Origin of the sequence: Ruegeria halocynthiae (assembly GCF_900106805.1) — a bacterium.
Taxonomy (GTDB): Bacteria; Pseudomonadota; Alphaproteobacteria; order Rhodobacterales; family Rhodobacteraceae; genus Ruegeria; species Ruegeria halocynthiae.
Map to the genome: position 1 here is coordinate 192,356 of NZ_FNNP01000004.1, position 25,319 is coordinate 217,674.

The 25,319-nt window shown below is 57.3% G+C and carries 33 protein-coding genes; 18 read left to right on the plus strand and 15 right to left on the minus strand.

Annotated features, from left to right (window positions below):
• Positions 1–2 precede the first annotated feature (2 nt).
• Positions 3–1,100, plus strand: coding sequence for an ABC transporter ATP-binding protein (locus BLU89_RS13235; protein WP_074737307.1), 1,098 nt, complete (start codon positions 3–5; stop codon positions 1,098–1,100).
• Between the two features lie 80 nt (positions 1,101–1,180).
• Here the strand turns inward: BLU89_RS13235 and BLU89_RS13240 are convergent, their stop codons facing one another.
• Both BLU89_RS13240 and BLU89_RS13245 read right to left on the minus strand, forming a co-directional pair.
• Complete coding sequence (locus BLU89_RS13240) at positions 1,181–1,789, minus strand: MlaC/ttg2D family ABC transporter substrate-binding protein (RefSeq protein WP_074737308.1); 609 nt, start codon at positions 1,787–1,789, stop codon at positions 1,181–1,183.
• A complete protein-coding gene (locus tag BLU89_RS13245) occupies positions 1,779–2,594 on the minus strand; it encodes an MlaA family lipoprotein (protein ID WP_074737309.1) in 816 nt (271 codons plus the stop codon). Before BLU89_RS13245 ends, BLU89_RS13240 begins: the two co-directional genes overlap by 11 nt.
• A gap of 297 nt (positions 2,595–2,891) precedes the next feature.
• On the opposite strand from BLU89_RS13245, the gene BLU89_RS13250 reads away from it, so the two are divergent.
• From BLU89_RS13250 to BLU89_RS13265, 4 genes are read left to right on the plus strand one after another with little or no spacing between them, the layout of a single operon-like run.
• Positions 2,892–3,347, plus strand: coding sequence for a RidA family protein (locus BLU89_RS13250; RefSeq protein ID WP_074737310.1), 456 nt, complete (start codon positions 2,892–2,894; stop codon positions 3,345–3,347).
• Positions 3,344–4,114 (plus strand): glycerophosphodiester phosphodiesterase family protein, encoded by a 771-nt coding sequence (locus tag BLU89_RS13255; protein ID WP_074737311.1) that lies wholly within the window; start codon positions 3,344–3,346, stop codon positions 4,112–4,114. Before BLU89_RS13250 ends, BLU89_RS13255 begins: the two co-directional genes overlap by 4 nt.
• Positions 4,115–4,159: 45 nt before the next feature.
• Positions 4,160–5,347, plus strand: coding sequence for a GNAT family N-acetyltransferase (locus tag BLU89_RS13260; RefSeq protein ID WP_074737312.1), 1,188 nt, complete (start codon positions 4,160–4,162; stop codon positions 5,345–5,347).
• On the plus strand, positions 5,344–5,649 hold the full coding sequence (locus BLU89_RS13265; protein ID WP_074737313.1) for a 4a-hydroxytetrahydrobiopterin dehydratase: 306 nt from the start codon (positions 5,344–5,346) through the stop codon (positions 5,647–5,649). The genes BLU89_RS13260 and BLU89_RS13265 overlap by 4 nt, the downstream gene beginning before the upstream one ends.
• Positions 5,650–5,692: 43 nt before the next feature.
• Here BLU89_RS13265 and BLU89_RS13270 read toward each other — a convergent pair whose 3' ends face one another.
• The 3 genes from BLU89_RS13270 to BLU89_RS13280 form a co-directional block, all read right to left on the minus strand.
• Complete coding sequence (locus BLU89_RS13270) at positions 5,693–6,040, minus strand: EF-hand domain-containing protein (protein WP_074737314.1); 348 nt, start codon at positions 6,038–6,040, stop codon at positions 5,693–5,695.
• Positions 6,041–6,051: 11 nt separating this feature from the next.
• Positions 6,052–6,297 carry a glycine zipper 2TM domain-containing protein gene (locus tag BLU89_RS13275; protein WP_074737315.1) on the minus strand — a complete coding sequence of 82 codons (246 nt, stop codon included), beginning with the start codon at positions 6,295–6,297 and terminating at the stop codon, positions 6,052–6,054.
• A 102-nt stretch (positions 6,298–6,399) separates the two neighbouring features.
• A complete protein-coding gene (locus BLU89_RS13280; RefSeq protein WP_074737316.1) occupies positions 6,400–6,885 on the minus strand; it encodes a peroxiredoxin in 486 nt (161 codons plus the stop codon).
• 99 nt (positions 6,886–6,984) lie between these two features.
• Here BLU89_RS13280 and BLU89_RS13285 point away from each other — a divergent pair, with 99 nt between their 5' ends.
• Genes BLU89_RS13285 through BLU89_RS13300 form a run of 4 tightly spaced genes read left to right on the plus strand, consistent with a single transcriptional unit; the run spans position 6,985 to position 9,588 of the window.
• Positions 6,985–8,196, plus strand: coding sequence for an NAD(P)/FAD-dependent oxidoreductase (locus BLU89_RS13285; protein WP_074737317.1), 1,212 nt, complete (start codon positions 6,985–6,987; stop codon positions 8,194–8,196).
• On the plus strand, positions 8,193–8,747 hold the full coding sequence (gene rsmD, locus BLU89_RS13290; RefSeq protein WP_074737318.1) for a 16S rRNA (guanine(966)-N(2))-methyltransferase RsmD: 555 nt from the start codon (positions 8,193–8,195) through the stop codon (positions 8,745–8,747). Before BLU89_RS13285 ends, rsmD begins: the two co-directional genes overlap by 4 nt.
• On the plus strand, positions 8,748–9,383 hold the full coding sequence (locus BLU89_RS13295; protein WP_074737319.1) for an HAD family hydrolase: 636 nt from the start codon (positions 8,748–8,750) through the stop codon (positions 9,381–9,383).
• Positions 9,384–9,408: 25 nt separating this feature from the next.
• Positions 9,409–9,588, plus strand: coding sequence for a hypothetical protein (locus tag BLU89_RS13300; RefSeq protein WP_074737320.1), 180 nt, complete (start codon positions 9,409–9,411; stop codon positions 9,586–9,588).
• On the opposite strand, the gene map is transcribed toward BLU89_RS13300, so the two are convergent.
• From map to sfsA, 3 genes are all read right to left on the minus strand, one after another.
• Positions 9,576–10,388, minus strand: a complete 813-nt coding sequence (gene map / locus BLU89_RS13305; RefSeq protein ID WP_074737394.1) for a type I methionyl aminopeptidase — start codon at positions 10,386–10,388, stop codon at positions 9,576–9,578. The two genes, BLU89_RS13300 and map, sit on opposite strands and share 13 nt — an antisense overlap.
• 169 nt (positions 10,389–10,557) lie before the next feature.
• On the minus strand, positions 10,558–11,397 hold the full coding sequence (locus BLU89_RS13310; RefSeq protein ID WP_074737321.1) for a hypothetical protein: 840 nt from the start codon (positions 11,395–11,397) through the stop codon (positions 10,558–10,560).
• Positions 11,398–11,524: 127 nt separating this feature from the next.
• Positions 11,525–12,226 carry a DNA/RNA nuclease SfsA gene (gene sfsA, locus BLU89_RS13315; RefSeq protein ID WP_074737322.1) on the minus strand — a complete coding sequence of 234 codons (702 nt, stop codon included), beginning with the start codon at positions 12,224–12,226 and terminating at the stop codon, positions 11,525–11,527.
• A gap of 51 nt (positions 12,227–12,277) precedes the next feature.
• Between sfsA and BLU89_RS13320 the strand changes: the two genes are divergently transcribed.
• The 5 genes from BLU89_RS13320 (at position 12,278) to BLU89_RS13340 (ending at position 16,088) form a co-directional block, all read left to right on the plus strand.
• Positions 12,278–13,000 carry a competence/damage-inducible protein A gene (locus BLU89_RS13320; RefSeq protein WP_074737323.1) on the plus strand — a complete coding sequence of 241 codons (723 nt, stop codon included), beginning with the start codon at positions 12,278–12,280 and terminating at the stop codon, positions 12,998–13,000.
• Positions 12,997–13,707, plus strand: a complete 711-nt coding sequence (locus BLU89_RS13325) for a GNAT family N-acetyltransferase (protein ID WP_074737324.1) — start codon at positions 12,997–12,999, stop codon at positions 13,705–13,707. The genes BLU89_RS13320 and BLU89_RS13325 overlap by 4 nt, the downstream gene beginning before the upstream one ends.
• A 10-nt stretch (positions 13,708–13,717) precedes the next feature.
• Complete coding sequence (locus tag BLU89_RS13330) at positions 13,718–14,290, plus strand: peroxidase-related enzyme (protein WP_176797706.1); 573 nt, start codon at positions 13,718–13,720, stop codon at positions 14,288–14,290.
• Positions 14,287–15,186, plus strand: coding sequence for an OmpA family protein (locus tag BLU89_RS13335; RefSeq protein ID WP_074737326.1), 900 nt, complete (start codon positions 14,287–14,289; stop codon positions 15,184–15,186). The genes BLU89_RS13330 and BLU89_RS13335 overlap by 4 nt, the downstream gene beginning before the upstream one ends.
• Before the next feature lie 83 nt (positions 15,187–15,269).
• Positions 15,270–16,088, plus strand: coding sequence for a DUF2189 domain-containing protein (locus BLU89_RS13340; protein WP_074737327.1), 819 nt, complete (start codon positions 15,270–15,272; stop codon positions 16,086–16,088).
• A 105-nt stretch (positions 16,089–16,193) separates the two neighbouring features.
• On the opposite strand, the gene BLU89_RS13345 is transcribed toward BLU89_RS13340, so the two are convergent.
• Entirely contained in the window at positions 16,194–17,099 is a 906-nt protein-coding gene (locus BLU89_RS13345; protein ID WP_074737328.1) for a LysR family transcriptional regulator, read from the minus strand.
• Positions 17,100–17,327: 228 nt separating this feature from the next.
• Here BLU89_RS13345 and BLU89_RS13350 point away from each other — a divergent pair, with 228 nt between their 5' ends.
• The gene (locus BLU89_RS13350) at positions 17,328–17,768 is read left to right on the plus strand and encodes a DUF4399 domain-containing protein (protein ID WP_074737395.1); all 441 of its coding nucleotides are present in this window, start codon (positions 17,328–17,330) and stop codon (positions 17,766–17,768) included.
• 14 nt (positions 17,769–17,782) lie between these two features.
• On the opposite strand, the gene BLU89_RS13355 is transcribed toward BLU89_RS13350, so the two are convergent.
• The 3 genes from BLU89_RS13355 to BLU89_RS13365 all read right to left on the minus strand — a co-directional run bounded on the left by BLU89_RS13355 (position 17,783) and on the right by BLU89_RS13365 (position 20,544).
• On the minus strand, positions 17,783–18,172 hold the full coding sequence (locus tag BLU89_RS13355; RefSeq protein ID WP_074737329.1) for a hypothetical protein: 390 nt from the start codon (positions 18,170–18,172) through the stop codon (positions 17,783–17,785).
• Positions 18,169–18,420, minus strand: coding sequence for a hypothetical protein (locus BLU89_RS13360; protein ID WP_074737330.1), 252 nt, complete (start codon positions 18,418–18,420; stop codon positions 18,169–18,171). Before BLU89_RS13360 ends, BLU89_RS13355 begins: the two co-directional genes overlap by 4 nt.
• 96 nt (positions 18,421–18,516) lie before the next feature.
• Positions 18,517–20,544, minus strand: coding sequence for an NADPH-dependent 2,4-dienoyl-CoA reductase (locus BLU89_RS13365; RefSeq protein ID WP_074737331.1), 2,028 nt, complete (start codon positions 20,542–20,544; stop codon positions 18,517–18,519).
• A 137-nt stretch (positions 20,545–20,681) separates the two neighbouring features.
• Here BLU89_RS13365 and BLU89_RS13370 point away from each other — a divergent pair, with 137 nt between their 5' ends.
• Positions 20,682–21,173, plus strand: coding sequence for an RNA pyrophosphohydrolase (locus BLU89_RS13370; RefSeq protein ID WP_074737332.1), 492 nt, complete (start codon positions 20,682–20,684; stop codon positions 21,171–21,173).
• A 236-nt stretch (positions 21,174–21,409) separates the two neighbouring features.
• Here BLU89_RS13370 and BLU89_RS13375 read toward each other — a convergent pair whose 3' ends face one another.
• The 3 genes from BLU89_RS13375 to nth form a co-directional block, all read right to left on the minus strand.
• A complete protein-coding gene (locus BLU89_RS13375; protein WP_083347755.1) occupies positions 21,410–22,027 on the minus strand; it encodes a GNAT family N-acetyltransferase in 618 nt (205 codons plus the stop codon).
• Positions 22,028–22,102: 75 nt separating this feature from the next.
• On the minus strand, positions 22,103–23,092 hold the full coding sequence (locus BLU89_RS13380) for an adenosine kinase (protein ID WP_074737333.1): 990 nt from the start codon (positions 23,090–23,092) through the stop codon (positions 22,103–22,105).
• Entirely contained in the window at positions 23,089–23,733 is a 645-nt protein-coding gene (nth, locus tag BLU89_RS13385; protein ID WP_074737397.1) for an endonuclease III, read from the minus strand. The genes BLU89_RS13380 and nth overlap by 4 nt, the downstream gene beginning before the upstream one ends.
• 118 nt (positions 23,734–23,851) lie before the next feature.
• On the opposite strand from nth, the gene BLU89_RS13390 reads away from it, so the two are divergent.
• Together BLU89_RS13390 and BLU89_RS13395 are read left to right on the plus strand one after the other, a co-directional pair.
• Positions 23,852–24,703: a methylated-DNA--[protein]-cysteine S-methyltransferase gene (locus BLU89_RS13390; RefSeq protein ID WP_074737334.1), complete on the plus strand. Its 852-nt coding sequence runs from the start codon at positions 23,852–23,854 to the stop codon at positions 24,701–24,703.
• Between the two features lie 177 nt (positions 24,704–24,880).
• The gene (locus BLU89_RS13395) at positions 24,881–25,315 is read left to right on the plus strand and encodes a glyoxalase superfamily protein (protein WP_074737335.1); all 435 of its coding nucleotides are present in this window, start codon (positions 24,881–24,883) and stop codon (positions 25,313–25,315) included.
• Positions 25,316–25,319: the final 4 nt, after the last annotated feature.

Sequence of the window (25,319 nt, forward strand, 5' to 3'; positions counted from 1 at the left end):
TCATGGCTCCCATTCTCGACATCAACAAACTCTACAAGAATTACGGCCCAGTCGAAATTCTGAAAGACATCAACATCTCGATCGAACCGGGTGATTTCCTGGTGCTGGTTGGCCCTTCGGGTTGCGGTAAATCTACCCTGCTGAACTGCATTGCAGGGCTTGAGGAAATTACCGACGGCACGTTGGCGATCGGCGGCAAGGACATGACCCATGTCAGCCCCAAAGATCGTGATATCGCGATGGTATTCCAGTCCTATGCTCTCTACCCAACTATGTCGGTCGCCAAGAACATCACCTTCGGCATGAAAGTGCGTGGGGTTGATCAGGCTACGATGGATGCAAAGCTGAGAGATGTAGCCTCACTTTTGCAGATTGAGCCGCTGCTGCACCGCCGGCCCAGCCAGTTGTCGGGCGGTCAACGCCAGCGCGTAGCGATGGGACGGGCACTGGTACGCGATCCCAAGCTGTTCCTGTTCGACGAGCCATTGTCGAACCTTGACGCAAAGTTGCGGGTCGAGATGCGGACTGAGATCAAGAAGTTACACCAGACGCTGGACGCTTCGATTGTTTATGTCACCCATGACCAGATCGAAGCGATGACGCTGGCGACCAAGATCGTTGTCCTGAAAGGTGGTATCGTGCAGCAGATCGGAACACCGGCCGAGATCTATAACAACCCGGCCAACCTGTTTGTGGCAGATTTCATGGGCTCTCCGGCAATGAACCTGATCCCGGCGCAAGCGTCGAACAATGGGTCAGGCACCCAGATATCGATTGCGCGCGAATCCGGCGAAACACTGGTTTTGAACGATGCGCGGAACTTGTCGCTGCCGCAGGATGTCATTCTTGGTCTACGCCCGGAAGACATTGCCGAGGCCGGTTTCCGCGCCGGAGCGGGCGTGCAAGAGGCCGAATGCATGGTCGATATGGTCGAGCCCGCCGGGGCAGACACCTATGTCGTGTCGGAATTGGGAGGTAAACAGGTGACAGCGCGCCTACATGCCGAAACCAGCGCGCAGGCGGGAAAAACACTGAACCTAGCCTTTGACATGAGCAAAGTGTCCTACTTCGCCAAGGAAACCGGTGAACGGCTGAATTGACCCACGTCTTCTGACAAGGGATCGCCACTGTGCCGCCGCCGGGGATGGATCGGCGGCACAGTCGCTTTTGATACCGGGGACTAGCCGGTGTTTTTCAGATCCTTGATCAGCTGATTAAGATTGCCCTTTCGGGCATCCAGCATCGCGCCGATCTCGGTACGTTCGGTCAACAGCAGGTTCACGCCTTCGATGAACATGTTGTAGAACTTGCCGCTGCCGGATTTGTCGGAAACCAAAAAAGTCACCTCAAACGGCGATGAACCGCGCAGTTTGACCGAAGTTCTGACCTCATAACCGGTTTTGATCTTGCGGGCATTCCGTACAGAGACCTCGCCGCCGATAAACTCGCGAAACCGGCGGCCGTATTTACGCGCGATATAGCCCTCGAACGCCTTGGTGAACTGACGAAGTTGTGCAGACGAGGCCGTGCGCGCATCGGCACCTAGCGCATAACGGGCCATGATCGGAACATCGCCATATCGCACAAAGAGCTTCTGAAAATCGCGCAGCATGGCATTTTCGGATTTGCCTGAGTCGATGATGCGGGTGATATCGGCCACCACGCTGTCGACCAGCTGTTTGGCGCTGGCTTCGGTTAATGCAAAAGCGGGCAGAGGTAATGCTGCAACCGTCAACCCGGTCAGGGCGGTTGCCACAAAACGACGTCGATTCAACGGATTATTCTGCATAGGGGTCCTCGTACGGGTCAAGATAGGGGTCTCTGACAGGATCGGTCCCGGTGGTGGCATAGGGATCATCATACAGACCCAAATAGGCGTCCTCATCATCCCTTGCCAGTTCAAAGCGGCGATTTTGCAGGTAGATTGTGCGCGCCTGCGCGTAACTGTCGGCACTGTCATATAGAATCGAATCCACAGTGTCCGAGAACCGGCCACGATCCCCCATGCGCCGGACGACCTCGGCATATACACCGATATTGTCCACCGGGCGCACCGGAGAAAAGTTGATCGGGTTGGAGAACAGATTGACGACCACACCCACCGCGTCGCGGGCGGTCGAGGGACCGTAGAGGGGTAGTTCGACATAAGCGCCTTCGCCAAAGCCCCAGACATGCAGGGTTTCGCCGAAATCCGTATCGACGGGGGGCAGGTTCAACTCATCCGCCGGGGCGGACAATCCAAAACCGCCAACAGTCGAGTTGATCAGAAACCGCAGCAATGCGTTGCCTGACTGTTTCAGATTGCCTTGCAACAGGTAATCCAGCGCCTGGCCGGGCATTGTCAGGTTCTCTGCAAAGTGATTGAAGCTGGTGACCATCGGATCGGGCACAATCTTCACATAACCTTTTGAGGCTGGGCGAAACAGGAATCGGTCGACGCCCAGATTGAACTTGTGAATGCCGCGGTTGGTTCCCTCATATGGATCGAAAATATCACCCCGCGCTGCCGAGTCCTGTGGCTGCGTTGCACATGCCGACAGAACCGTCATGATTGCTAAAATGATCAGGTGCTTCAGGCGAATGTAGCTTGGCACTGTCTTCTTTACTCCAAAAATACCCGTTGGTGTGTCGGGCCTTCAATCAATACAGCGGTTGCGCTCTTGGTGGCGCAATTGGTCTCACATAGAGGTTTTGCGCAGGATATGAAACAACGACTCGCGTTTACCTCAGCCGATGGGGCAACGTAAAGTGACACGAATTCAACACTTCCTGAACAAGAGGAGACCCGCGCAGTTCGCGGGCATTGGGAAAAACACCGCTTTCCCGCTTTCCGAAACCGGCTTTCCCGGTTAGCGTCCGCGCTGAATCACTGTGAGATGAGGATCAACCACATGAGCATTGCAGCAAAACTGGATAGCCTGGGTGTCAGCTTGCCGGACGCACCTGCGCCGGCAGCCAACTACGTTCCGTTCGTACGCATCGGCAATATCGTCTATGTGTCGGGCCAGATTTCCAAGGCAGATGATCTTATCACCGGTAAGCTGGGCGATGACATGGAAATCGATGCAGGCGCCGCAGCCGCCAAGGTCTGCGCCATCAACCTGCTGGCACAGGTCAAGGCGGCGTGTGGCGGTGATATCGACAAGCTGGTGCGCGTGATCAAACTGACCGGTTTCGTGAACTCGACCGCTGATTTCACCGCGCAGCCGCAGGTGATCAACGGCGCGTCCGACTTCCTTGTCGAGGCGTTGGGTGAGGCTGGGCGTCATTCCCGCTCGGCTGTCAGTGCCGCGTCGCTGCCGCTGGGTGTCGCGGTCGAAATCGAAGGCATATTCGAGGTTCAATGACACCGTCCCTACCGTCCGAATTCCTGCGGCGTCCGATTACACATCGGGCGCTGCATGACGTTACAGATCAGCGCCCGGAAAATAGCCGGGCCGCCATTCGTGCTGCGATTGACGCTGGATATGGGATCGAGATTGACCTGCAGCGCACCCGCGATAACCGCGCCATGGTGTTTCATGACTACGACATGACTCGCCTGACCGGACAGTCTGGTCCGATTCAGCAGATCACGGCGGCGCAGGCTCAGGCGCAGCCTTTGCTGAATTCCGATGGCGAGGGCATCCCGTCACTGGAAGAGGTACTGGACCTTGTTGCGGGTCGGGTGCCTTTGCTGATCGAGTTGAAGGATCAGGATGGCGCGATGGGGCCGGATGTTGGTGCGCTGGAAGCGGATGTCGTAGGCACTCTGCAGGGCTACGATGGCCCGGTGGCGTTGATGTCGTTCAACCCGCACTCGGTCGCGGAACTGGCGCGGCTTGCCCCGCACCTGCCGCGTGGACTGGTCACCTGTTCCTACGATCCCAAGGTCGAGCTATTGCCCCGGGTGGTCTGCGATCACCTGCGCGAAATCCCCGATTTCGAACGTGTCGGCGCAAGCTTCATCAGCCACGAAGCCAAAGATCTGGACCGCCCCCGAGTCGCCGAATTGAAAGCGCAAGGTGTACCGATCCTGTGCTGGACTATACGCTCGCCCGAGCAGGAAGTCGCGGCGCGCAAAGTTGCCGACAATGTGACCTTCGAAGGGTATCTGGCCGAACATCCCGCTTGATCCCGGCGCGCGCGATCACAGATAAAGGTGAAGCGCGGAGGGTACATGGATCAGGCACAGATCGAGGTTAGAGTTCTGACATCGCTCTCGCAAATTTCAGCGAGCGATTGGGATAGCTGCGCCTGCCCCGAGGCTGCTGATGGTGGACGTCCGCTTGATCCGTTCACAACCCATCGGTTTCTGCTGGCCTTAGAGGACAGCGGTTCTGTCGGACGGGGTACCGGCTGGCAGCCGCAATATCTGACGGCCTATCTGGACGGTATGCTGATCGGAGCGGCTCCGATGTATGCCAAGTCGCATTCGCAGGGCGAGTATATCTTTGATCACAGCTGGGCCCACGCGTACGAAAGCGCAGGCGGGCGATATTATCCCAAGCTGCAGATCGCTGCGCCATTCACGCCCGCCACCGGGCGGCGCTTTCTGGTGCGGCCCGGGTATGATGCAATCGGCATCTCGGCGCTGGTTCAAGGCGCGGTGCAGCTCGCCGCCGAAAATCGCATCTCATCCCTGCACGCGACCTTCTGCACCGAGGCTGAGGCACTGGCGGGTGAGCAGATGGGCCTGATGGTCCGACACTCGCAGCAATTTCATTGGCTGAATGACGACTACACCGACTTTGACGGCTTTCTGGCCGCGCTTTCGTCGCGTAAGCGCAAAAACATCAGAAAAGAACGCGCGCAAGCCTGCGATTTTGGTGGGCAAGTTCGCACAATCACCGGCGACGATCTGCGACCCGAGCACTGGGATTCGTTCTGGCGGTTCTATCAGGATACCGGCGCGCGCAAATGGGGCGCGCCCTATCTGACCCGACAATTCTTTGATATCGCTCAGGAAACCATGGCTGATGACATGGCTTTGGTATTGGCCGAACGCAATGGGTACCCAATTGCCGGGGCGCTGAATTTCATTGGGCGGGAAACGCTCTATGGCCGCTATTGGGGCTGCATGGAGCACCATCCCTGTCTGCATTTCGAACTGTGCTATTATAGGGCGATCGACTTTGCCATTGCGAAAGGACTGGCCCGGGTTGAGGCTGGCGCGCAGGGCGAGCACAAGCTGGCGCGCGGTTATCTGCCGACGCGCACGCATAGCTTGCATTGGGTTGGCGATCCGGGTTTTGCTGATGCGGTTCAGAAATATCTGGACGCCGAGTCCCACGCAGTGGGAGAAGAGATCGAGATCTTGACGGATTATGGCCCGTTCAGGAAATCGAACCCGGAGGAACAGCAATGACCGAACTTTTGTCGACCGAGACCCGCGGCCCGCTGCTGGACCCGCTGTTCAGAAATGGCTGGACCATGGTCGAGGACCGAGATGCGATCACCAAGACCTTCATTTTCGACAATTTTGTCGCCGCCTTCGGCTGGATGACCCAGGTTGCGATCTGGGCTGAGAAATGGAACCACCACCCCGAATGGTCGAATGTCTATCGTACCGTCGAGGTGGTGTTGTCGACCCATGATGTTGGCGGCCTGTCCGCACAGGACGCCAAGCTGGCCCGTAAGATGGACAGCCTTCTGGCGATTTCTGCATGATCTGCCGCGTGAGGTCTGAACGCCCTGTTTGCCGGTTCGGGCTTTAGTCCAGTTGACCATTCCCATCCTGATCAGCAGCCTCAAAATCGCTGCCCATCTGTGCATCGTATTCCGCACGCGAGATCAGATTGTCCTGATTCCGGTCGGCAGACTGAAACTGTTTGATATCCAGAAACGGCTTGGCTTCGCTTTGCCCTAACGTACCGTTCTTGTCGTCATCCATTGCCTGAAAGGCATAGTCTGAAAATGCGTTAAACTCATCCTTCGACAGGAAGCCATCATTGTTCTTGTCGATATTGTTCAGCTCGGCTTCGTGCAATTCCGAGACGCTCTCGGCGAATGCGGTGCCAGTCAACAACATGGTTGTACCAAGTATCAATATCCGTTTCATGCCCAACCTCCTCAGCACGCGTACCGTTCGCCCGACACACCACCCGCAGCGGCACCGGCTGCAGTCAGAATGGCCTTACCTGATCCGCCGCCGAACTGGTTGCCAATGACCCCGCCGATCAGGGCACCGCCCAATGTGCCGCTGAGGCAGGCGATCTCGTGTTGCCGCGCCGCCTGCTGCTGAGGCGTGGGCGCGGGGCCGCAGGCCGCAAGCGCACCGGCGCTACCAAGAAACAAAGTAAGAAATTTTAGTCGCATCAATGAACTCCCGGGTTATGTGAGCCAAGTATTGGCACATCGGGGCGTTGCATCAAGTTAATTGCGCTTCATCTGGCCCCGGCTATGCCGGGGCCCAGTGGGTCAGATCACGTCCAGCAAACCCTCACCGGCCGAAATCTCGCAGGCGCCGGGGCTCACCTCGAGATTCAGCGCGACAACCTTGCCATCCTCGACCAGCATCGCATAGCGCTTTGAACGTGCCAGCAGACCAACCGGAGGCGCGTCAAAATCCATGCCGATGGCTTTGGTGAACTCGGATGCAGCATCGGCCAGCATGGTTAACCCGGCCTCGGTCGCGCCGGTGCTCTCACCCCAAGCGTTCATCACAAAGGGGTCGTTGACCGAGATACAGATAATCTCGTCCACACCCTTGGCATCAAACTGGTCTTTGGTCCGCATGAAGCTTGGGACATGCGCGGTTGTGCAGGTCCCTGTAAATGCGCCGGGCACCGCAAAAATCACCACTTTGCGGTCCTTTGTCCTGTCTAAAATCCGAACGTCTTCCGGGCCGTCCGCACCCATTTGGATCAGAGTGGCCTCGGGCAGCATGTCACCTGTTGCAATCATTTTTACGCTCCTGTCATTTGGATTTGCAGAGTCGGGCTTTGCCGCAATATAGGTGGTCGAAACAAAGTGACCATGGAAATTCTGCAAGGTGGGCGAGACATGAGCCATATTGTCGTGATTGGTGCGGGTCAGGCGGGCGCCTCGCTGGTGGCGCGCTTGCGCAAGGACGGGTTCGCCGGTGACATCACTTTGATCGGCGCCGAACCGCATCTACCCTATCAGCGCCCGCCTTTGTCCAAGGCCTATCTGTTGGGTGAGATGGAGCTAGAACGCCTGTTTCTGAGGCCCGAAAGCTTTTATTCAGAGAACGACATCTCCCTGCGCCTGGATCAGCGTGTGACCGGGATTGATCCCAAGGCAAAGACGGTGACAGTGGGGGATGAGATTATCGCCTATGACGAACTGGCACTGACTACCGGTTCGGACCCGCGTCACCTTCCTTTTGCGATCGGGGGCGACCTTGAAGGCGTTCACGTGGTGCGCGATCTGGCCCATATCGACCAGATGGAGCCCCGTGTGAAAGACGGTGCGCGTGCACTGATCGTCGGCGGTGGCTATATCGGTCTCGAAGCCGCAGCGGTCTGCGCCAAGCGCGGGGTCAAGGTGACACTGGTCGAAATGGCCGAACGCATCCTTCAACGGGTCGCCGCGCCAGAAACCAGCGACTATTTCCGCGCGCTGCACAGCGCATACGGGGCCGATATCCGCGAGGGTGTAGGGCTGGATCGATTGGTGGGCGAAGACGGCACCGTGACAGGCGCCATTCTGACGGATGGCACCGCGCTTGAGGTGGATTTCGTTGTGGTCGGTGTCGGCATCGCGCCGTCGACCCGACTGGCTGAAATCGCAGGGTTGGAGCTGGACAACGGCATCAAAACTGACGCCCATGGCCGCACCTCGGACCCCTCGATCTGGGCCGCAGGCGATTGTGCGTCCTTCCCACATGCTGGTGGGCGTATCCGTTTGGAAAGCGTGCCAAACGCCATCGATCAGGCTGAGATCGTAGCCCAGAACATGTTGGGCGCGGCCAGGGATTACGTCGCGACCCCTTGGTTCTGGTCGGATCAGTATGACGTCAAGCTGCAAATCGCGGGGCTGAACACCGGCTATGATCGCGTCGTGACCCGCAAGGGTGAGGGCGCAACGGTGTCTTTCTGGTATTACAAGGGCGATCAGCTGATTGCCGTGGACGCAATGAATGATCCCCGCGCCTATATGGTCGGCAAGCGTCTGATCGATTCGGGTAAGACCGCTGATCCTGCCGTAGTGGCGGACGCGCAAGCGGACCTGAAACCGCTGCTCAAGGCGTGAGGATCATCGCCGGAGACTTTCGGGGCCGTGCCCTGACTTCGGTCGGCAAAGGCGATGCTGGTGCGCATCTGCGGCCAACCACGGACCGCGTGCGCGAAAGCCTGTTCAACGTTCTCGGTCATCAGATCGACTTTGGTGATCTGCGCATACTTGACCTGTTTGCGGGCACTGGTGCCTTGGGGCTCGAGGCGCTCTCGCGCGGTGCGGCGCATGTCACCTTTGTCGATGACGGACGGGTTGCGCAGGGTCTGATTCGTAAGAATATCGACCTGACCGGAAGTCATGCGCAAACCACGCTGATCCGCCGCGATGCAGCTAGGTTGGGCGAAAACCCGGGGGCGGCCTGTGATCTGGTATTCCTCGACCCACCCTATGGCAAAGCGCTGGGGCAAAAGGCGCTGGCTGCGGCCACGCAAGGCGGCTGGCTGGCTGACGACGCGCTGATTGTGTGGGAAGAAAATGCCCCCATGACGGCACCTGAAGGGTTCGCGCTGCATGACACGCGAAAATATGGTGATACGCATGTCTCGTTGATGTGGAGGGCAGCCTGAATGCATGATCTGGTGATCTTCGACTGCGATGGTGTTCTGGTCGACAGTGAGTTGCTGTCCAATCAGGTGATGATCGACAATCTTGCCCGCTACGGGCTGAAACTGACGCTGGAAGACAGCTTCGGGTTCTTTGTCGGCGGCACCATGACAGGAGTCCGCGACAAGGCACGTAGCCTAGGTGCCGATCTGCCGGAGGATTGGACCGAAGAAATATACGAAGAAATCTACGAAGTTCTGAAGGCTGGCACACCGCTTGTTTCAGGTGTCCGCGAATTGCTGGCGAAACTGGACGCAAATGGCATTCCATTTTGTGTTGCCTCGAACGGCCGGCCTGAGAAAATGCAGATCACGTTGGGCCAGAATGGGCTTTGGGAACGGTTCAAAGACGTGATGTTCTCGGCCCATGTGCTGGGTGTGGCAAAACCCGATCCCACGCTGTTTCTGACCGCCTCTCAGTTCTTTGGCGCCCAATCCCCGGTTGTTGTCGAAGACAGTGCAAGCGGTGTTACCGCCGCTATTCGCGCCAACATGCGGTGTCTTGGCTACGCCGCCCATGATGACGGGGCGGGGCTGTCTGCGCTTGGGGCCGAGGTCTTTTCAGACATGTCACATGTACCCGGACTTTTGGGACTTTGACCCGGAACCATGCTAAGGTTCGGGCATGGACCGCGCGATCACACCTCTGCTCTGGGCTTTTTCACAAGATGGCGACGCCACTACCGGGCCGCCGCCAAAGCCAATGCACGCGCCGGTTTTCATCCACGATGCCGTCATCCCATGGCGGGATGAGACTTTACTGCTGAAGCTGTTGCGTGATCAGGCCACCGATCAGGACGAATAGGTCGGATGATACTTACCGCCCGGTGACAGGGTGAAAATCTCAACCCCATCTGCGGTGACACCCACCGAGTGTTCAAACTGCGCCGACAGCGATTTATCGCGGGTTACGGCGGTCCAGTCATCTGCCAGTGTCTTGGTCTCGGGGCGGCCCAGATTGACCATCGGTTCGATGGTGAAGATCATGCCTTCTTCCAGAACCGCACCTGTACCCGGACGGCCATAGTGCAAAACGTTCGGCGGCGCGTGGAATACCCGGCCCAGACCGTGGCCGCAGAAATCGCGCACGACGCTCATCCGCTGTGCCTCGACATAGGCCTGAATGGCGTGGCCGATATCCCCGAACGTATTGCCCGGCTTGACCATTTCAATACCTTTGAACAGCGCATCATGGGTGACCTGAATCAGGCGTTCGGCCTTGCGCGGTAGTTTCCCGGCCACATACATGCGTGAGGTATCGCCGTACCAGCCATCGACGATGACGGTAACGTCGATATTCAGGATATCGCCATCCTTCAGCTTTTTGTCGCCGGGAATGCCGTGGCAAACCACGTGATTCACGCTGATGCAGCTTGCGTGCTGATAGCCCTTGTAGCCGATCGTCGCCGAGGTCGCGCCCGCATCCTCAACCATCTGAGTGATCAGCCCGTCAATCGCACCTGTGGTCTGACCGACAAAGACATGCTCTGCCATGTCATCCAATATCCGTGCAGCCAGTGCCCCTGCCGCGTGCATCCCGGCAAAGTCACTCTGTTCATAGATGCGGATACCGTCCTTCGTCAGACGGCCACGATGTTCTTTCATCGGTGCGGGACTCCAAATATTTCGCGCAGCACTTCTTTTACGCTGCTTGTGCAGAAAGTACCAGAGGGTGCGGGGTAGCGTGAACGCTGAAATGGCATTCAATAACGCTTGTTCAAGCGTAGCGTGGATTTCTGACTGATTTTGGCTGCCGTAGATGACGGCTTGCAGTTCAGGAATCGCTTTGGTCTTGTTCAATACTCTCGTATATGATGACCCCTTTGCCAGGGGAGTAACTGGCGGGTGCTTTGGGCAGGTCTGCTATGATCGGGTTCATATCGAACTCTGAAAGAAACGCCTGAAGCTCCTCATTTGTCGCGTCGGAAACAATCGTTACTTCTACTTGCCCGTCCAGATAGATCGATAAGTTCTGGTATTTGACCGCAGTGTAGTCCCGTGTTTTGGAATCGTAAGAAAACTGGCTGTGTTTGTGAATCAATACGCCGTCTATCTCGGCGAAGTGTTCTGTGCTTTTCTTGAGCCGGAATTTTTTACCATCCTTCGCGGCGTGAAGTCCTTTGCGATAGATTTTTATGCCAATTGCAATTGTTCTTCCGTCTTTGCGATAGATTCTGACGTCACCAGATTTGGGTTCTTTTGTGACCCGCTTCAGCGCAGACAGAACGCGATGCTCTGTTGTGTGGCTGTGTACTCCACTTTTGGCTGGTTTACCCAGCATCTCTTCGAGCGCGCCAATGTCGAACGAGGTCTCTGTCCAACCTGGAATTGCCGCAGGGAAGACTCGGGCTGGCTCAAAGGGTAACGAGAAGAAAATCCCATCCCGCAAATTGACGATAAAATGTGCGAGCGCTCCTTGACGGCCACACCGTCGAACACATCCATCCTCGTGCCGTTTCTCATATTGATCTGCACTTGCATCCAATTGCGCATTCAGCGCTGCACGGCTTGCCGATTTGCGCTCGTCCGTCATGTAGGTGTCAAATGCCAACAATGTGGCGCCAACCATCAATATCGCGCCAAGCGTGAATACAATTCCTGCAACTACCCGCATGTTAATTCTCTTTTTTAGACTGCGCCTGCATAATCAATTATCAGGTTATACCTTAAGTTGAATTGAGGCGATTTTATGATTTGGAGAACCGGTAAGGCATTGTTTTTAAACATTTGATACCAATAGACTAAATTGAGAATCGCATCGGATCAGCCCACACACCTGTTGGGGAGATTCGGGTTCCGCAGATCATCCGCTCAACACCCGATGCCTGCGCCACCTCAAACGACGCCGCATAAGTTGGATCAATATCCGCAGCCAGCGTGAACCGATCACAATCTGTGCGCTGCACCAGATAAAGCAAGATCGCCCGGTGTCCTTGCGCTGCCATCTTGGCCAGTTCGCCCAGATGCTTGGTGCCTCGCGCGGTCACACTGTCGGGGAACTCGGCCAGACCGGGTTCGCGCGAAAGGGTCACGCTTTTGACCTCAACATAGGCATCGGGCAGGCCCGGCTGAGTCAGCAGGAAATCGATGCGGCTGTTTTCGCCGTATTTGACCTCGGGGCGGATGGTTTCATAGGCCGCCAGTTCGGGAAACTCGCGCGCCTTCAAAGCCGTCCGCAAGGCCCGGTTCGGGACGGACGTATCGACCCCAGTGAAATGTCCGTTCTCATGATCGACCAGCCGCCAGCCGTATTTCAGTTTTTTCTTCGGGTCATCATTCGGCTCCAGCCAGATCTTCTCACCCGGTTCGGCCAAACCCATCATCGAGCCAGGATTGGCGCAATGGGCTGTCACCTCTTGCCCGTCTTCCAGCCTGCAATCGGCCAGAAAGCGTTTGTAGCGGCGGATCAGGCGGGCGGGGACAAGGGGGGTTTCAAATCGCATGGCCAAGGGCCTATACCTGCCCTAACGGTCGATCAAGAGGGAGGGCGCGCCATGGCCAATCCAACTGCTGCAATGTTGGTGATCGGGGATGAGATCCTCTCGGGCCGCACCCGCGATGCCAACATGCATTATCTGGCTGGTGAACTAACCAAGCAGGGTATCGACCTGAACGAGGTGCGCATTGTCAGCGACGACGCCCCGGCGATCGAGGCGGCGGTCAAGGCGCTGTCGGATACTCATGACCATGTTTTCACCAGCGGTGGCATCGGGCCAACCCATGACGATATCACCGCCGATTGCATCGCCCGCGCCTTTGGGGCGCATATCGACGTGCGGGCCGACGCTCGAGCGCTGCTTGAGGTCCATTACGAAAAATCCGGGTTGGAACTGAATGACGCCCGCCTGCGCATGGCGCGCATCCCGGACGGGGCTGAACTGATCGACAATCCGGTCTCGACCGCGCCCGGCTTCACTATCGGGAACGTGCATGTCATGGCCGGTGTGCCCTTGGTCTTTCAGGCGATGGTTGCGAGTGTTCTGCCCTCGCTCACCGGTGGCCGCCCGCTTTTGTCGCAGACACTGCGTGTCGACCGGGGTGAGGGCGATATCGCAGCGACCTTGGCCGCGCTTGCCGAGGATTTCGGAGACCTGTCCATCGGCTGCTATCCGTTTCAAACCAATGGTGTGTTCGGGGCGAACGTGGTTGTCCGTGGCACGGATGGCGGGCGGATCGACGCCGCCATGATACGCCTCGCGAAAGAGATCGAGCTTTGAGCGTCGATTGGGCCGCAATTGTTGATGGCACATGGCCTGCGGCAGCCTATCAGACACAGGGGCCTTTCCAGTTGCGGCAAGGGCAGGGCGGCGGTTCGCGAGTCTCGGCAGCCAGTCGCATCGGGGACGTGACTGATGCTGATGTCGACGCCGCCGAGGCTGCCATGCAGGCGATGGGCCAGAAACGTATCTTCTGCCTGCGTCCCGGGGATGAAGCGCTGGACGCGATGCTTGCCGAACGAGGTTATGATATCCTCGATCCGGTCAATATTTACTCCTGCCCGGCGCGGCAGCTGACGGATACTCCGATCCCGCGCGTCACCGTGTTCGACATTTGGGAACCGCTGGCCATCATGCGCGAAATCTGGGCACAAGGCGGTATTGGCCCGGAGCGGCTTGCGGTCATGCGGCGGGCAAAAGGGCTAAAAACGGGCCTGTTGATGCGCCATACCGATCAACCGGCAGGCACCGGCTTTGTGGCAATCCATGACGGTATCGCGATGGTGCACGCGCTGGAAATTCTGCCGGATCACCGCCGCAAGGGCATGGGTGTCTGGGCCATGCGCGCCGCGGCCTTTTGGGCGCTGGACAATGGCGCTGAGACGCTTAGCGTGATCTGTACCAAGGCGAATGCGGGGGCCAATGGCCTCTACCACTCGCTGGGGATGGAGATCGTCGGAGAATATCACTACCGCCAGCGCGTCTGAGGAGAGCGAATTGACCAAACAGGACATGCCCACCGCCCTGAACCTGCCGATGGTGGACCCGCTGCCGCCGGAGACGCAGAAATATTTTGATATCTGCATCGAAAAGCTGGGCATGGTGCCCAATGTGCTGCGGGCCTATGCCTTTGATGTTGAAAAGCTGAACGCCTTTACGGCGATGTATAACGATCTGATGCTGGCCGAGAGCGGGCTGTCGAAACTGGAACGTGAGATGATCGCGGTCGTGGTTTCCTCGATCAACAAGTGCTTCTACTGCCTCGTGGCCCACGGTGCGGCGGTGCGACAGCTTTCGGGCGATCCACATCTAGGAGAAATGCTGGTCATGAACTACCGCGTCGCCAAACTGGACGACCGCCAGCGTGCCATGCTGGATTTTGCCGCCAAGATGACCACAGCCAGTACGACGATCGAGGAACCTGATCGTCAGCAGTTACGCGATGCCGGGTTCTCGGATCGTGATGTCTGGGACATCGCCAATGTCACCGGTTTCTTCAATATGACCAATCGCGTCGCCAGTGCCACGGCGATGGTCCCGAACCCCGAGTATCACGCCCAATTCCGATGATCCGTTTTCTGCTCCTTGTCCTTCTTCTGGCTGTGCCTGCACATGCGCAGGAATTGACGCTGCCCGCCAGCGCCCGGCAGATCTCTGACCGCACCAGTGCGTTGGACAGCTACGACCTGCCAACCGGAGTGTTCACTGATGGCGCGGTGCCATCCCGCATTGTCGAAGGACGCGTTGAGCGGCTTACATGGCGGTTGCAGGCCGGGTCCAGCACAACGCTGCAAATTTTGGCACCGCTGCGGGATCAGTTGCAGGCGCAGGGATTTGACATCACCTTTGAATGCGAGGCGCGGACTTGTGGCGGCTTCGATTTCCGCTTCGGTACCGAAGTTGTGCCAACGCCCGATATGTATGTGGCGATCCATGACTATCGGTTCCTCACTGCAACCCGTGGCGATGACGTGCTGAGCTTGCTTGTCAGCCGCAATCCCCCAGATGGCTACGTACAGATGATCCGCGTTACTCCGGTGGGAACTCAATCCGCACCGCCTATAGTGATCGAGGAGACCGGTGACGGTGCCGCGGGCCTGCTGAGCAACCTGACCCGCGACGGCCATGTCATCCTTGACGATCTGCATTTCCGTACGGGCGAGGTGGCGCTGGGCGAGGGGCCCTTTGCCTCTCTGAATTTGTTGGCGGGGTATCTCTCTGAAAATCCAGGAACGCGGTTGGCATTGGTTGGGCATACCGATGATACTGGTGATCTGCAGGCCAATATTGCGGTCAGCACCAAACGGGCCGAGGCGGTCCGCACCCGCCTGATCGAAGCACATGGCATCGCCTCTGACCGGGTTGAAGCGCAGGGTGCGGGATATCTTTCCCCGATCACTTCTAATGCCACGCCCGAGGGTCGGGATATCAATCGCCGGGTCGAAGCCGTACTGCTGGTCAATTGACCCACCGCAGATACAGCGGCCGGCCGCCTTCCCTTGCTCTTATGCCTCGCCATGATGCAAACTTGCTTGCGGAGGAGTGTGTCATGACATCCAAGGCCGCAGGTTCACCACCACCGGACAATCATACACCGCAGCAGCAGGCCATGCCCGAAGTGAATAATCTGACAACGGCGGATATCACCGCATCGCTGAAGGCCGGGTTTTCCGACTTTCTGGCGCGCCCCGTCATGAGTGGCTTCTTCGGTCTGTTCTATGCGGTTTTCGGGATTCTGTTTGTCTGGTGTCTGATCTGGCTCGGCAAGATCTGGATGATCATTCCCGCCGCTGTTGGTTTTCCGCTGGTTGCACCGTTCGCCGCAGCCGGGCTCTATGAAATGTCTCGCCGATTACAGAGCGGCGAGAGCTTCGGCTGGTCTGAAATTCTTGCCGTCATGGCCAATCAGCGAAAGCGCGAAATGGGCTGGATGGCCTTTGTCACCCTGTTCATATTCTGGATATGGACCTACCAGATCCGGCTTTGGCTGGCGATTACCTTGCAGAATGCATCGTTTTCGAATTTTGACAGCTTCTTGAACACCGTGTTTTTTACACCGCAGGGCTGGACCTTCCTTGCGATTGGCACTTGCGTCGGCGCCATCCTGTCGACTGTTTTGTTCTCGGTAACTGTCGTCGCCATGCCCATGCTGCTCGATTGGGAAACCAATTTCGTGTCCGCCATGCTCACGTCCATTCGTGTCGTCACACAAAACCCGGTGGTCATGCTCAGTTGGGCCGCTATCATCTCGGTGACCATGCTGCTGTCTATGATTCCGGCATTTCTGGGACTGATCTTCACCCTGCCGATCCTGGGTCACACCACATGGCATCTCTATCAGCGGGCTGTGTCACCGGCAGAGAAATAACTTGTCCAGCCTAATGGTCGCGACAAATTGCGCCGGATCGCTATCAGCACATAAAAAAAGACCCGCACAATTCAGTACGGGCCGTTTAAGTTCTCTGGGAGAGATTTACCAATCCATCGGGCCCTTCTCGGCAAAGGAATCGACCAGAAAGTCAATGAACGCCCGCACTTTGGGCTGGGTGAACCGGCCCGGCGGATACACGGCATAGACGCCCTGAACTTCATCGGGTAGCGATGGCATTGCATCCACCACTTCGCCTGACTTCAGCGCGTCAGCATAGAGATAACTGGGCAGATGCGCGATCCCCAGCCCCGAGATGGCGGCGTTTAGCAGGGATTGTCCGTCATTCACACTCAGCCAGCCAGCCGTGCGGACCTGACGTTTTTCACCCGATGGTGCCGTCAGTTTCCACACGCTGCCCGAGGATTGGCTTGAATAATGCAGCAGCTTGTGTTCGTTCAGATCGTCGATCTTCTGGGGGCGACCAAACTGTTCAATGTAACTGGGGGCCGCAACCATACGCTTGACGGTTTCGGTCAGCTTACGGGCGCGCAGTGTGCTGTCTTCCAGCTCACCAATACGCACGGCCACGTCGAAACCTTCTGAAATCAGTTCTACATAACGGTTGTTCAGCACCATGTTCACGGTGATGTCTGGATAGACGGACAGGAAATCAGACAGTACTGGCGACAGATGATTGACACCGAAATCCGTCGCGACACTGATCCGCAGCAGACCAGAGGGATCGGATTGCATCGAGGTCACAAGCGCATCCGCCTCGCCCGCGTCGTTCAAAACGCGGCGCGCGCGGTCGTAATAGGCCAGTCCGATCTCGGTCGGCGATACCCGGCGCGTGGTCCGGTTCAGCAGCCTTGCCCCCAGCCGCGCCTCAAGGCTTGAGACGTGCTTGGACACGGCTGATTTGGAGATGCCCATCTTCTTGGCCGCGTCGGTGAAACCACCTTGGTCCACCACGTTGGAAAAGGCCTCCATTTCGGTCAGTCGATCCATTCTCGTTCCCCAGGTCTTCTGTTCGTTGTCTCTTTATCGCGATCAATCTGGGCAAGAACGGGGCAGACATGGGATAATATCAGGGTTTTGAATCGGATCGTTTGCGACTGGGAAACGCCGGGATCGCAACGCCGCAGCCCGAACCAGCCGGTGCATAACCCCGATTTCTGGACTTATTTCCAATCGTGCTATGATGAGAATGGCATTTTTGTGACCAAGGAGGAGATCATGAAAGCCCTTTTCTCAGTTGCCGCCCTGTGCCTGTCCGCCAGTCTTGTCTGGGCCGGAGGGGAAACGCCCTCAAATCCCGATGCGACGGTCTATTTCGTGAATCTGTCTGATGGGGATACCGTGCAATCGCCGGTCACCGTTGTCTTTGGCCTCAGTGGCATGGGTGTGGCCCCTGCTGGAATCGAGAATGAAAATACGGGCCACCATCACCTTCTGATTGATCGCCCGCCGCTGGGGCAGGGAGAGGACGGAGCGGATGAACTGGCTTTTGGCCTGCCTGCTGACGATAATCATATGCATTTTGGAGGCGGCCAGACCGAGGTGGCGCTGGATCTTGCTCCGGGAGAGCACACGCTGCAACTGGTGCTGGGCGATGCGGGTCATGTGCCCCATGCGACTCCGATTATGTCCGAGGTGATCACGATCACCGTGGAGTAACCCAAAAACCGCGTCTATGCGGCTGTGGGTAGCAGAAATATGCCGCGGGCAAGCTGTGAGTTTAGACGCTCGGTAGTATACCATTGGTTGAGCACTGCCTTGACCATCAGGTCCTCATTGTCCCGCGCGAAGCTTTCAAAATCATCGGCTTGGGTCATGGCAAGGCGCTCTGCTATCAGGCTCATGAAAGCGTAGGTGATTGTCAGATTGAACTTGTCCGGGGCACCTGCACTGGCAGCCAATGCCCGGATTCCCTTGGCATAAGTCGCTGCTGCATCAATGAAATCGTACTTGCGCAGCAGATCATAGGCGACCTGCACGTGTTCTGCATGACCGAATTTTGTGTCGTCGATCGCATGTGCCTCAAACGCGACGGTGACATCGGCGTATCGCAATGTACTCATTCTCTGTCCTCCTTGAAACGGTGACTGTCTTCAGCGGTCCAATCCAGGTCATAGACTTTCTTGAGCTGTTTGATCTTCTCCAGTGTTTCCTCGGAAAATGCGGGCTTGTTCTCAAAGCTGTGCAGAGCGATGCCCTCGATCAGATCGCCAAGGGTCATGTCCAGCGACTCGGCCAGCCCTTTGAGGACTTTCAGCAATCGCTTTTCGATTCGAATACCTGTTTGGGTGCGTTCTGTTTTCTGATCCATCAGATATATATGTACTTATGTATGTAATTAGTCAAGCAGCACAGGAAAACCGCCCCTTGCGGGGCGGCTTCTGAAAACTCAAGTTGATCTTAAATGTCAGAACGTCGCTGCCAGTCGCGTTCCTTGATTGATCGCCCGTTTGGCGTCCAATTCGGCCGCGACATCCGCGCCGCCAATAACATGAGGCGTTATCCCGCGTTCAATCAGTTCATCCGCCAATGAACGCTCGGACACCTGCCCGGCGCACAGCACGATCGTCTCTGCCGCGATCACGGTCGGATCGGCGCGTTCCTCACCAAAGCTGACATGCAGGCCATCGTCGTCGATGCGTTCATAATTCACGCCGCCGACGAAATTGACGTCTTTCATTTTCAGCGTCGCGCGGTGAATCCAGCCGGTTGTCTTGCCCAATCCCTTGCCATGACGTTGCGCCTTGCGTTGCAACAGCGTGATTTGCCGCGCTGGTGCCTCGGGCTGTGGGCCTTCGGGGGCCAGACCCGAGCGATGCTCGGCAGGGTCTGTGACACCCCATTCCTTCATCCACAAAGGCAGATCGGTCGTCGGGCTGTGACCGTCTTCCAGCAGAAATTCAGAGACATCGAACCCGATTCCTCCAGCCCCGATCACGGCGGCTGATTTGCCGACATCGGCCTTGCCGCGCAGCACATCGATATAGCTGAGCACATTGTTACGCTCCTGCCCTTGTATCTGCGGGTCGCGTGGAATGACACCTGTGGCAATCACCACCTCGTCATATCCGGTCAGGTCATCGACGCCGACCTCGCGGTTCAGTTCCACCTTCACACCCAGATCATCCATCATGGTGCGGTACCAATCGACCAGCCCCCAGAATTCCTCTTTCCCCGGTACCTGTTTCGCCAGGTTCAATTGCCCGCCGATCTCGGCAGCGCGATCAAACAGGGTGACATCGTGACCGCGCTGGGCGGCGGTCATCGCGGTGGACAGACCCGCAGGTCCGGCACCGACAATGGCGACGGTTTTCCACGCCTCGGTCTTGGTGATCACCAATTCCGTCTCGTGGCAGGCGCGTGGGTTCACCAGACAAGAGGTCAGTTTACCGCTGAACGTATGATCCAAACAGGCTTGATTGCAGGCGATGCAGGGCGCGATCTTTGCCGCCTCACCTGCGATCGCCTTGTTGACGAAATCCGCATCCGCCAGCATCGGTCGCGCCATCGAGACCATATCGGCGCAGCCGGTCGACAGGACCTCTTCGGCCACTTCTGGTGTGTTGATCCGGTTCGAGGTGATCACCGGGATTCCGACCTTGCCCATCAACTTCTTGGTGACCCACGCAAAGGCCGCGCGGGGAACGCTGGTGGCAATGGTCGGTATCCGCGCCTCGTGCCAGCCGATGCCTGTATTGATGATCGTGGCCCCGGCCTGTTCAATCCGCTGTGCCAGCTCCACCACTTCCTCATGGGTCGAGCCATTAGGCACCAGATCGATCATAGACAGGCGGTAGATGATGATGAAATTCGGACCCACAGCTTCGCGTGTACGACGTACAACCTCGATAGGCAGGCGCATCCGGTTCTCGTAGGATCCACCCCAGCGGTCGGTGCGTTTGTTGGTATGGGTCACGAGGAACTGGTTCAGGAAATACCCCTCGGACCCCATGATCTCGACCCCGTCATAGCCCGCTTTCTGGGCCAGCCGTGCTGCGTTGACGATATCGCTGATCTGCTTCTCGATGCCTTCTTCGTCCAGTTCATGCGGTGGGAACGGGGAAATCGGCGATTTCACCGGGCTCGGTGCCACGCATTTGGGGCCATAGGCATAACGCCCCGCATGCAGGATCTGCATCGCGATCTTGCCACCTGCCTCGTGCACACGCTGGGTGACGATGGAATGGTTCGCCACTTCTTTGTCGTTGGTCATCATCGACGCCCCAGGCAGCACCGAGCCCTCAAGGTTCGGACCAATCCCGCCCGTAACCATCAGCGCCACACCGCCGCGTGCCCGGTCGGCATAGAACTCGGCCACGCGATTCCAGTCGCCGGTCTCTTCCAGCCCGGTATGCATCGAGCCCATCAGCACGCGGTTTTTCAGAGTGGTAAAGCCCAGATCTAGCGGGGCCAGCATGTTTGGGTACGCAGTCATCGCGAACTCTCCCTCCCGAATTTGTTCGCCAGATTGACGTTCACGTCATCTTTGTCACGCGAAACCTAACGTCATTCCCTTTGCCTTCGTTGCGTCGCTTGTTACAGACGCAGCTGAACTTGTTGATGAGGCCGCGCATGACCCCTGAAGATATCGCCAAACTGCCCTATCGCCCTTGCGTGGGGCTGATGCTTATGAATGCCGAGGGTAAAATCTTTGTCGGTCAACGCAATGACCGCCACAAGGATGCCTGGCAGATGCCGCAGGGTGGCGTGGATCAGGGTGAAGACCCGCGCGATGCGGCTTTGCGCGAGCTTTGGGAAGAAACCGGGGTGACTGCTGATCTGGTTGAAATCATCGCCGAAACGGACGGCTGGCTGCCCTATGACCTGCCCCATGACATCGTGCCGAAGATCTGGAAGGGTCGTTATCGCGGGCAGGAGCAGAAATGGTTCCTGATGCGGTTTACTGGTCGGGATGACCAGATCGACATCGCGACCCAACATCCCGAGTTTACCCGCTGGAAATGGCAGAAACCTTCGCGGCTGGTTGAAGAAATCGTGCCCTTCAAATGCGATGTGTACCAGCAGGTGATGGAGGCGTTTCGGGGATATTTGGTTGCGATCTGAATTCGGCTCGCTTGATTGAGAGTTGTGAGATATGCGGACAATCCGGCCTTTTCCACCTGCGGCTATTGCTAACGCGGAAAGTCGCCGCATCTGCGGCATGATTGTCGCTGCCTTGCAGCTGATGTCGCCGACGCGGTTGTTGAAACTCGCCACGAGGAACTAAAACCAAACCTCCCTTTCGCTGGGGTCAGTTTGAACCATCGAAGCGCGGGACATTTCTGCCGTTTGATCAATAGCTATTGGGCGGCTCGAAACATTGGAAACAGAGGAGGAGCTTGGTCGGCTTTGATTAGCCCCAATTCTTGAAAGCCAAAGCGCTTATACATCGGTAGATTTGCGGGGTTTGTCGACTCCAAATAAGCAGGTCTTCCGTCTTCGTCACAACGTCTGAGGCAGGATTCAAGCAGCGTGGAACCTAACCCCTTTCCTTGGCGATAAGGATCGACCGCAATAAAAGCTAAATGCCAGCAGTCCTCATCAGGATGATATTTGTCCATCTGCTCGAAGGTTTCAAACAACGCATCATGCTTTTCTGGTGCTACCGTCTGCTCAAAACAGGCAACAAGCTGTTCTTCGTCTGGGTGAATCCTTGGCGGAAGCCAAAGTGCGCCAGCAGTGAAATCATCGTTCCGAAACGCGCTATCGTGTTCAAATGCGCGCCCTCCAAAGAAGTCCATTACTCGCGGGAAGTTGGTAAGAAAATCGCCCGGTTCAGGATACAGCCAACGCATGAATGGGTCGGCAGAAAACCCAAGAGCAAGTCCGCTTAATAAGCTATCTGCTTCACTTCGGTTCGATGTTCTAAGCATGAAAATACCCTTGGTCTTTCTGGCGCGATTTTCAATTTGGAGCATGCAGGTTGCAAATACTTGTTGTCAAATGTGCAATTTATCGCCCCGCTCAAGCAACGATGGATGACTGCTTCGGGCTCAAACCAACCCCGCCTCACGCAATAATTCAACCATATTTGCCTCCGGCCTTGGGCCGATATGGCTGATCACTTCTCGGGCGCAGACGTTGCCAATGCGAGCGCAGGTTTCAAAGTCGCGACCGGTGGCCATGCCGAACAGGAATCCGGCGGCGAACTGATCTCCTGCTCCGGTTGCATCTACAGGAACAACTTTTTCCACCGGTACATCCGTGCGTTTGCCGTCGCTCAGGACAGTCACGCCGTCACCGGACCGGGTACAGACAACCAAGGGGCAGATTTCTGCGGTCTTGGCCAGTGCCTCCTCAAGATCGTCGGTTTCGAACAGCGATTTGATCTCGGCCTCGTTGCCGATAACAAAATCGAGTTCGTTCTCGATCAGCAGCAGGAAATCGACGCGGTGGCGTTCCACGCAGAATGGGTCGGATATGGCGATACCCGCCTTGCCGCCGCTTTTGTGGCAATTGCGTGCGGCCTCCAAGAACGCCGCTTTTCCTTTTTCTTTGTCGAACAGATACCCTTCGAGGAACATGATCTGGCTTTTGCCCGCGACCTCTTCCGAGACATCGGCCGAGGACAGTTCGGATGAGATGCCGAGGTAAGTGTTCATCGACCGCTCTCCATCGGGCGAGACAAAGATCATCGAACGCGACGTTGGCAGCTCTCCACCCGGGACCGGAGGGTTCACGAAGTCGACGCCGTCTTCGTACATCGCATCCGCATAGAACCGGCCCAAAGCGTCATCATGTACCCGCCCGATAAATGCCGCGTCCAACCCCAGCGCGCCCGCTCCGGCGATGGTATTTGCAACTGAGCCACCGGGCGTCTGCACCCGGCCTTCCATCGAGGCATACAGGACCTCACCGCGTTCCTGCTCGATCAACTGCATGATGCCCTTTTCGATGCCCATGAGTTCCAGAAAACTGTCATCTGCCTGGGAAATCACGTCCACAACAGCATTACCGATGCCGGTCAGTTGGTAGGTCTTCATTGGGTCTTGTCCTCAAATTCGCAGAGATCGCGGATGATACAGGTGGGGCACTGCGGTTTGCGTGCCTTACAGTGATAGCGGCCATGCAGGATCAGCCAGTGATGCGCATGGAGTTGAAAGTCGGTGGGTATGTTATCTTCAATGGCGCGTTCAACTGCGTCCACATGTTTGCCGGGGCAGATGCCGGTGCGGTTGCCGACGCGGAAAATATGTGTATCCACGGCCTGCGCCGGATAGCGCCACCACATGTTCAGAACTACATTGGCTGTCTTACGCCCGACGCCGGGCAGTGACTGCAGCGCGGCGCGCGAGTTGGGCACTTCGCCGTCGTAGTCATCGACCAGAATGCGGCTGAGTTTGATGACGTTCTTGGCCTTTTGCCGAAACAAACCGATGGTCTTGATATGCTGAGTCAGGCCTTCTTCACCCAGATCCAGCATCATTTGCGGTGTATAGGCGATCTTGAACAGTTCTTTCGTCGCCTTGTTGACCCCGGCATCTGTCGCCTGCGCGGAAAGCGCCACGGCGACGACCAGCGTATAGACGTTCACATGATCCAGTTCGCCTTTGGGTTCAGGATCAGCCTCCTGAAACCGGGTAAAGATCTCGCGGATCGTGTGATATCCAAGCTGTTTTGCCATTCCGGCCTTAATGCCGCCCGACGCCTCGTGACACAAGCCCAAAGCCATTGCGCAAGTTCCGGGTCGCGGGGGCGTGACCTGCGCGCTATGATTTAGTCAAGCGAATGAGGTGAGAGCCATGAACATCCAGAACCCGGAAAGCGGATATCACTACAATGTCATGCGGCGCGCGATTGAGCTGATTGATCAGGGCGGCGAGAGCCTGAGCCTCGAAGACCTTGCTCGTCAGATGGATATGAGCCCGGCGCATTTCCAACGGTTGTTTTCACGCTGGACCGGGGTGTCCCCGAAACGATACCAGCAATACCTGACGCTGGGCCACGCCAAGGCATTGCTGCGCGAACGATTCACGACGCTTGAGACGGCCCACAACGTGGGCCTGTCGGGCAGCGGGCGGTTGCACGATCTGTTCCTGAAATGGGAATCCATGAGCCCCGGCGAATACGCCCGCAAAGGCGCCGGGTTGACGATTTACGGGGGCTGGTTCGAAAGCCCGTTTGGTGCCGCGCTGGTCATGGGTACCGTCAAAGGCATTTGTGGCATGGCGTTCGGCTCCGAGACCGGCGAAGAAGCAGCGATGGAAGACATGCTGTCGCGTTGGCCGCAGGCAGCGTTTGTCGAAGATCCGATGCGTCTGCGCCCCTGGGTGCTCAGCGCGTTTGGCGCGGCGAGCGACCGGTTGACGCCAACCCCACTTTATCTGATCGGTTCATCGCTACAGATCAAAGTGTGGGAAGCGCTGATGCATATCCCTTCGGGGCAGGTCACCACGTATTCCGAGATTGCACAGCGCGTTGGTTCGCCGCAGGCGGTTCGGGCTGTGGGTACAGCGGTGGGACGGAACCCGGTTAGCTGGCTGATCCCCTGTCATCGCGCCCTGCGCAAATCCGGGGGACTAGGCGGCTATCACTGGGGTCTGCCAGTCAAGCGAGCGATGCTGGCCTTTGAGGCGGCGCAGGCGGACGCCTGATTGACAGAATGCTGTGCCGGTGCCAAAAGGTGCCGCAGGTTAGGGTCCCCTGCTGTTCGCGGTCATTTGGCTTTGGTGAAACCCGGCAAGATAAACATCTGTTGCCCTTTCCAGGCGCGCGGATGGCAATGCGAACCCCGTCCTGACTTTGCGCCCGTTCAAGGAAACGAGGCAAATATGACTCTGTCACAAGACATCGCTCCGATTGAGGAGCTGAAAGCGCAGGCGAAGCGCCTGCGACAAAAACTTGGATCTGCAGATCTGCAGATAACTCATGGCGAAGCCTTGGAGCTTTTGGCCCATCAGTACGGCGCGCGGGACTGGAATACGCTGCACGCAATGGCCGGAAACCGTATGCGTCTGCGGGTTGGGGATCGGGTTGAGGGTCAGTATCTGGGCCAGCCATTCAGCGCGGAAATTCGTAGTATGACTATGCTGGGCGATGGGTCTCATCGCAGAGTCACATTGCATTTCGATAAGCCCGTCGATGTGGTTCGGTTCGACAGCTTTTCCGCCTTCCGACAGCGCGTAACCGGAGAGATTGGCTGGGATGGCAGATCCACAAGGCAAACGTCAGATGGTGAGCCGCAGCTTGTGGTGCGGCCCGCCTGAGAAA

Excerpts from the sequence above, each read along its gene's own strand:
- BLU89_RS13320 (WP_074737323.1), top strand. The coding sequence starts at position 12,278 with ATGGCCAATCCAACTGCTGCAATGTTGGTGATCGGGGATGAGATCCTC.
- map (WP_074737394.1), bottom strand. The coding sequence starts at position 10,388 with ATGAAAGAACATCGTGGCCGTCTGACGAAGGACGGTATCCGCATCTAT.
- BLU89_RS13260 (WP_074737312.1), top strand. The coding sequence starts at position 4,160 with ATGGATCAGGCACAGATCGAGGTTAGAGTTCTGACATCGCTCTCGCAA.
- sfsA (WP_074737322.1), bottom strand. The coding sequence starts at position 12,226 with ATGCGATTTGAAACCCCCCTTGTCCCCGCCCGCCTGATCCGCCGCTAC.
- BLU89_RS13310 (WP_074737321.1), bottom strand. The coding sequence starts at position 11,397 with ATGCGGGTAGTTGCAGGAATTGTATTCACGCTTGGCGCGATATTGATG.
- BLU89_RS13280 (WP_074737316.1), bottom strand. The coding sequence starts at position 6,885 with ATGATTGCAACAGGTGACATGCTGCCCGAGGCCACTCTGATCCAAATG.
- BLU89_RS13340 (WP_074737327.1), top strand. The coding sequence starts at position 15,270 with ATGACATCCAAGGCCGCAGGTTCACCACCACCGGACAATCATACACCG.
- BLU89_RS13375 (WP_083347755.1), bottom strand. The coding sequence starts at position 22,027 with ATGCTCCAAATTGAAAATCGCGCCAGAAAGACCAAGGGTATTTTCATG.
- nth (WP_074737397.1), bottom strand. The coding sequence starts at position 23,733 with ATGGCAAAACAGCTTGGATATCACACGATCCGCGAGATCTTTACCCGG.
- BLU89_RS13350 (WP_074737395.1), top strand. The coding sequence starts at position 17,328 with ATGAAAGCCCTTTTCTCAGTTGCCGCCCTGTGCCTGTCCGCCAGTCTT.
- BLU89_RS13250 (WP_074737310.1), top strand. The coding sequence starts at position 2,892 with ATGAGCATTGCAGCAAAACTGGATAGCCTGGGTGTCAGCTTGCCGGAC.
- BLU89_RS13355 (WP_074737329.1), bottom strand. The coding sequence starts at position 18,172 with ATGAGTACATTGCGATACGCCGATGTCACCGTCGCGTTTGAGGCACAT.
- BLU89_RS13365 (WP_074737331.1), bottom strand. The coding sequence starts at position 20,544 with ATGACTGCGTACCCAAACATGCTGGCCCCGCTAGATCTGGGCTTTACC.
- BLU89_RS13380 (WP_074737333.1), bottom strand. The coding sequence starts at position 23,092 with ATGAAGACCTACCAACTGACCGGCATCGGTAATGCTGTTGTGGACGTG.
- BLU89_RS13275 (WP_074737315.1), bottom strand. The coding sequence starts at position 6,297 with ATGCGACTAAAATTTCTTACTTTGTTTCTTGGTAGCGCCGGTGCGCTT.
- BLU89_RS13235 (WP_074737307.1), top strand. The coding sequence starts at position 3 with ATGGCTCCCATTCTCGACATCAACAAACTCTACAAGAATTACGGCCCA.
- BLU89_RS13390 (WP_074737334.1), top strand. The coding sequence starts at position 23,852 with ATGAACATCCAGAACCCGGAAAGCGGATATCACTACAATGTCATGCGG.
- BLU89_RS13240 (WP_074737308.1), bottom strand. The coding sequence starts at position 1,789 with ATGCAGAATAATCCGTTGAATCGACGTCGTTTTGTGGCAACCGCCCTG.
- BLU89_RS13395 (WP_074737335.1), top strand. The coding sequence starts at position 24,881 with ATGACTCTGTCACAAGACATCGCTCCGATTGAGGAGCTGAAAGCGCAG.
- BLU89_RS13285 (WP_074737317.1), top strand. The coding sequence starts at position 6,985 with ATGAGCCATATTGTCGTGATTGGTGCGGGTCAGGCGGGCGCCTCGCTG.
- BLU89_RS13270 (WP_074737314.1), bottom strand. The coding sequence starts at position 6,040 with ATGAAACGGATATTGATACTTGGTACAACCATGTTGTTGACTGGCACC.
- BLU89_RS13265 (WP_074737313.1), top strand. The coding sequence starts at position 5,344 with ATGACCGAACTTTTGTCGACCGAGACCCGCGGCCCGCTGCTGGACCCG.
- BLU89_RS13335 (WP_074737326.1), top strand. The coding sequence starts at position 14,287 with ATGATCCGTTTTCTGCTCCTTGTCCTTCTTCTGGCTGTGCCTGCACAT.
- BLU89_RS13255 (WP_074737311.1), top strand. The coding sequence starts at position 3,344 with ATGACACCGTCCCTACCGTCCGAATTCCTGCGGCGTCCGATTACACAT.
- BLU89_RS13295 (WP_074737319.1), top strand. The coding sequence starts at position 8,748 with ATGCATGATCTGGTGATCTTCGACTGCGATGGTGTTCTGGTCGACAGT.
- BLU89_RS13360 (WP_074737330.1), bottom strand. The coding sequence starts at position 18,420 with ATGGATCAGAAAACAGAACGCACCCAAACAGGTATTCGAATCGAAAAG.
- BLU89_RS13300 (WP_074737320.1), top strand. The coding sequence starts at position 9,409 with ATGGACCGCGCGATCACACCTCTGCTCTGGGCTTTTTCACAAGATGGC.
- BLU89_RS13345 (WP_074737328.1), bottom strand. The coding sequence starts at position 17,099 with ATGGATCGACTGACCGAAATGGAGGCCTTTTCCAACGTGGTGGACCAA.
- BLU89_RS13370 (WP_074737332.1), top strand. The coding sequence starts at position 20,682 with ATGACCCCTGAAGATATCGCCAAACTGCCCTATCGCCCTTGCGTGGGG.